Origin of the sequence: Actinomyces bouchesdurhonensis (assembly GCF_963540955.1) — a bacterium.
Classification (GTDB): domain Bacteria; phylum Actinomycetota; class Actinomycetes; order Actinomycetales; family Actinomycetaceae; genus Pauljensenia; species Pauljensenia bouchesdurhonensis.
Window position 1 is genome coordinate 1 of sequence record NZ_CAUTSL010000089.1, and the last position, 4,672, is coordinate 4,672.

Genomic DNA, 4,672 nt, shown 5'->3' on the forward strand with positions numbered 1-4,672 from the left:
ACGAACCCCGACACGTCCGAGCGCTCCACGATCAGGTGCAGCGCGGTCCCGTCGTCGCTCGCGCCCGCCCAGTGCTCGACGCGCCCCTCGGGCGAAAGGATCAGCAGCTCGCGGCTCACGCCGGGCACGAGGCCGGTGACGACCTGGGAGGCGAGCGACGTCAGCCAGGTGAGCCGATCGTCTCCCGACACGGAGATGACCGCCAGGTCCGGGCGGCGCACCAGCGCACGCCCGGACTCGAGGGCCCACTGTTCCCCCGACGGGTCCCCGAAGTGCGGGGTCGCGCCGAAGGAGGCCACGGCCTCGTCGACGAACTCGGAATCGAGCGCGGACTCAGACAAGGAAACCGTCCCGGGAGTCGTCGATGCCGTCGATGACCTCGCCGGAGGCGGTCGAGGCCTGCTCGGTGCGGTGCAGTCGACCGGAGATTTCGACGTCGGCCTCGTCCTCGCCGTCGAGCGTGCGCTCCTGCGTCCACATGAGCTCGCCGGCGACCAGGCCGAACATGCGGCCCAGGTGCGTCACACGGGTCGCGTCCGCGCCGAGCGCGATCGCGTCGGAGACCATCTGCACGCGCGGGCCGACGCTCACGCCGTCCCACACGGCGCTGTGGCCCTCAGTGGAGGCGGAGGTCGCCGTGAACTCGCGGGAGTTGTACTGGCCAGGAGGCGGCAGCGGCGCATCGGAGGGGGCGACAGACACGTACAGGGTCTCTTCGCTGATCAGGTCGCCCTTCTGGATCGCGGCCAGGCCCTGCGCGGCGTCCCACGTGGGGTCGATCGGGGCCGAGGCCTCGCCCGCGTACACGCGGGTCACCAGGCGCATCTGCTCGCCGACGACATCGCCGCGGATCTCCTCGACGACGGGGGCGTCGGCGGGAGCGTCCTCGGCGGGCCGATCCTGGCCGGGGGTGGGCGCGGCGGCGTGCATGCCCCACCCTTCCCAGGTTCCGAGTATCCACGCGACGGGAGCGACGCGAGCGGGCAAGTCATCGGGTATCACCATCATGCCTCCAGCCTAACGCGTGGGGCGGGCGCGCACCGCGCGGCGCGGGAGCGGGCGCGGCGCGGGGGCGGGCAGCCGGCGGCGAACAGGGACGAGGCCGGGGCGGGCAGCGCGCGGCGCGGGAGCGCGCAGTCGGCGGCGCACAGGGACGAGGCCGGGGCGGGCAGCGCGCGGCGCGGGGGCGGGCAGCGCGCGGCGTGGGGCGGGCACGCACCGCGCGGCGCGGGGGCGCGCAGCCGGCGGCGAACAGGGACGAGGCCGGGGTTCCCTCCCCGGGTCGCGCACGGCGCGGGGTCGCAGCGCGGATGACACGAATCCGGGTGCCCGGCCACGGCCTCGTTGTCGGAACAGGCGCCCCACGAAACTGGCGCCCCTCAGATACCGCCGATGCGAATCATCGCGTAGACGGGCAGAGCGGCGACAAGGAATTTCGCGGCGCCTCGGCCCAGGACGGAGGCGAACTGAGCGGAGGAGGCGCGTTCGCCGAGGAGCGCGTCGACGACCGACACGGCGAAGCCGACGCCGAAGCCGGTGACACCGCCCAGGGTCAGGAATGCGGCAAAGTCACCGAACCGTTTCGCGATGAAGGGGAAGACGACGGGCAGCAGGTCCGATGTCTGCCCGAGGAACCACGCGATTGACGCGGCGACAAGGCCTGCGATGAGGCCACAAATTGCGGCGTAGACGATGCCTGCTGTGGCGCTACGCCCACTGCGAGCCGATGCGGCTGCGACGATGGCCACCAGCGCGGCCATGGGCACGATGACTGACCAGCGCTCGTGGACGGTGAGTGAGACCCACATGGAGCCGGAGGTAATGATGAGCAGCGCGGTCACAGAGGAGGCCAGTGCGGCGCTGAGCGCGGTGGATCCCCAGTGTTTGCTTGTGCGGCCCACCGAGTGGTCGCGCGGCGCGGGCGCGTCGAGGATGATGGCGGCGACCAGGGCGACCAGCGTGATGCCGGTCAGCGGGACCGCGATGTCAAGGTTCTTCCAATAGGCGACGGCAATCGGGGTGAGGGTCCCACCGAGGGCGAGAACCCCTTGCGCGAGCCACGGCATGTGCAAGCGCGCCAAGGTCGGCCACCCGATAGCCAAGAGGATGGACGCGACCGCGACGACGGGGCCGACGCTCCAACGCGAGCCGGGCAGCCACCACACGGTGATTGTGAGCGCGGCCAGCAGGGTAACAGTGAGGGTGCCGAGGCTCGTCGGTACGTGCCGGGTAGCCAGGGTGTCGGGGCGGCGCCCGCGGTTGATGCGGGGGCGCGTGGGAGGGGTCGATGTCATCACGCTTCCATGGTCCCACATGTGGGCACTCGACGAGGCCGGGGCCGCCCAGGCGGGTCTCCTACGCGAGGTGGTGGGCTGGGATTTTGCCGGGTGGGGACGTTGTCGTTGTAGGAGCGAGCACCGTCGCATTCCGCCCGTTGCTCGGAGTTGCGGTGGTTGCGGCAACGGCTCTGGCTTGGCCGGTGAGGGCCCGGTAGCGACCGCTGGGCCCGGTAGCGACCACTGGGCCCGGTAGCGACCGCTGAGGGCGGGCTGTGGCGCACGCCCCTGTGTGGGTTGATCCACGCCCCCACGGCGAGCGTGCGCGAGGGGCTTAGTCGTAGGGTTGTGGGGCACGCCGGACCGGTATGCCCCGGGCTCCAAACTCTGCCGCTACGAGCGGCCTTCGCGCCGACAGGCGCATTCGGTTCGGCGTGCTTTGTCGTACATGCGCGCCGACGGTGGCGCGTCAAACGGGTGGGGGGTCGGCGCCGCGGCGCCGACCCCCCACCTGCGTGTCAGTGAGCCGTCACATGAGCGGGTAGCGCACGATCGTGGCCTCGCGGCCCGGTCCCACGCCGATCGACTGGATGCGGCAGCGCGACAGTTCTTCCAGGCGCGTGATGTAGTCCTGGGCGGCCTGGGGCAGTTCCTCGAAGGAGCGGCACTGCGAGATGTCCTCGCTCCAGCCGGGCAGCTCCTCGTACACGGGCACGGCTGCTTCGAAGCCGGCCTGGTCGAGGGGCATTTCCTCGGTGCGCACTCCGTCGACCTCATAGGCAACGCACACGGGGATCGTCTCGTAGCCGGAGAGCACGTCGAGCTTCGTCAGGCAGATGTCGGTCAGTCCGTTGATGCGCGTCGCGTATCGCATGACGACGGCGTCGAACCAGCCGGTGCGGCGCGGGCGACCGGTGGTCACGCCGAATTCGCCGCCCTTGGCGCGCAGGGCCTCGCCGACCTCGTCGTCCAGTTCCGTGGGGAACGGGCCCTCGCCGACGCGCGTCGTGTACGCCTTGGCGACGCCGACGACGCGGTCGATGCGGGTCGGACCCACGCCGGAGCCGGTGAGCGCGCCGCCCGCGGTCGGGTTGGAGGAGGTCACGAAGGGGTAGGTGCCGTGGTCGATGTCGAGCATCGTGGCCTGGCCGCCCTCGAAGAGGACGGTCTCGCCGCGGTCCAGCGCGTCGTTGACGACGAGGGACACGTCGCACAGCATCGGCTTGACGCGCTCCGCGAAGGACAGGAGGTGGTCGGCCACCTCGGCGGGGTCGAGGACTGGCAGGTCCACGGCCTCGAAAATGGTGTTCTTGGGGGCCAGAGCAGCCTCGACTTTGGTGCGCAGCTCCTCGGGGTGGAAGAGGTCCTGGATGCGCAGACCGATGCGGTTCATCTTGTCGGCGTAGGTGGGGCCGATGCCGCGTCCGGTCGTGCCGATCAGGTTGTTGCCGCGCGCGCGCTCGTTCGCCTGGTCCATGAGGCGGTTGTACGGGGGGATGATGTGCGCGTTGGAGGAGATGCGCAGGCGCGAGCAGTCGACGCCGCGCGCCGTGATCGCCTCGAGTTCCTCGAAGAGCACGTCCAGGTCGACGACGACGCCGTTGCCGATGATGGGAGTGACGCCTTCGGAGAGGATTCCGGCGGGCAGGAGGTGCAGCGCGTACTTTTCGCCGTCGATCACGACGGTGTGTCCGGCGTTGTTGCCTCCGTTGAACTTGACGACGAGGTCGGTGTGCTGGCCGAGCTGGTCAGTGGCCTTGCCTTTGCCTTCGTCGCCCCACTGGGCGCCGAGCACGATGACGGCGGGCATGAGTATCTCCGTTAAGTTGGGTGAGTCGCGCGGGTGCGCGCAACAAACCCATCGTACCGGAGGAACGACGAGGCCGGGGTACCCTGGCAGGTCGCGTCAGTTTCCGGTGGCGGCCAGTGCGACGCCGATGCCCCACGCGGTGGCGCACGTGAGGGCGGCGATCAGCTCGATGGCGATCGTCCAGCCGAAGGCCTTGAGGGCCTGAACCGTTGCTTTCCACGCCCTCGCGGTGTCGTTGCTGCGCAGGTATTCGACGAGGAAGATCGCGGCGATCATGCCGAGGACGAGGCCGAGGGGCAGTCCGATGAACCAGCCGACGACGCCGCCGACGCCTCCCCACACGAGCGTGGATTGGGGGATTCCCGCCTTGTTCATGCCGCGGGCGGGGATCACGTACTTCAGGACCGTCCCGACGATGAGGACGAACGCCGCGATCGCGAAGATGATCCACGCGGAGCGCGTGCCCGTCATCCACGACCACACGAGGATCGCGCCGCCGACGACGGGCGCGGAGGGCCAGATCTGCACGACCGCGCCGATCACTCCGATGAGGATGACGATGCCAACGATGACGGTTCCAAGGACG

5 protein-coding genes and 1 pseudogene are annotated in these 4,672 nt (G+C 70.4%); all 6 read right to left on the reverse strand.

Annotated features, from left to right (window positions below):
* A pseudogene (locus RYL44_RS09940) lies at nt 1–341 on the reverse strand (CAF17-like 4Fe-4S cluster assembly/insertion protein YgfZ); the annotation flags it as partial.
* Nucleotides 334–1,008 carry a heme-binding beta-barrel domain-containing protein gene (locus RYL44_RS09945; protein WP_314975888.1) on the reverse strand — a complete coding sequence of 225 codons (675 nt, stop codon included), beginning with the start codon at nt 1,006–1,008 and terminating at the stop codon, nt 334–336. The gene RYL44_RS09945 and the pseudogene RYL44_RS09940, both read right to left, overlap by 8 nt.
* A gap of 9 nt (nt 1,009–1,017) precedes the next feature.
* Nucleotides 1,018–1,215: a hypothetical protein gene (locus RYL44_RS09950; protein WP_314975889.1), complete on the reverse strand. Its 198-nt coding sequence runs from the start codon at nt 1,213–1,215 to the stop codon at nt 1,018–1,020.
* A 164-nt stretch (nt 1,216–1,379) separates the two neighbouring features.
* A complete protein-coding gene (locus tag RYL44_RS09955; RefSeq protein ID WP_314975890.1) occupies nt 1,380–2,294 on the reverse strand; it encodes a hypothetical protein in 915 nt (304 codons plus the stop codon).
* A 511-nt stretch (nt 2,295–2,805) separates the two neighbouring features.
* Nucleotides 2,806–4,086, reverse strand: coding sequence for an adenylosuccinate synthase (locus RYL44_RS09960; protein ID WP_314975891.1), 1,281 nt, complete (start codon nt 4,084–4,086; stop codon nt 2,806–2,808).
* A gap of 96 nt (nt 4,087–4,182) precedes the next feature.
* A partial coding sequence (locus RYL44_RS09965) for a DUF456 domain-containing protein (protein WP_314975892.1) occupies nt 4,183–4,672 on the reverse strand: 490 nt, incomplete at its 5' end.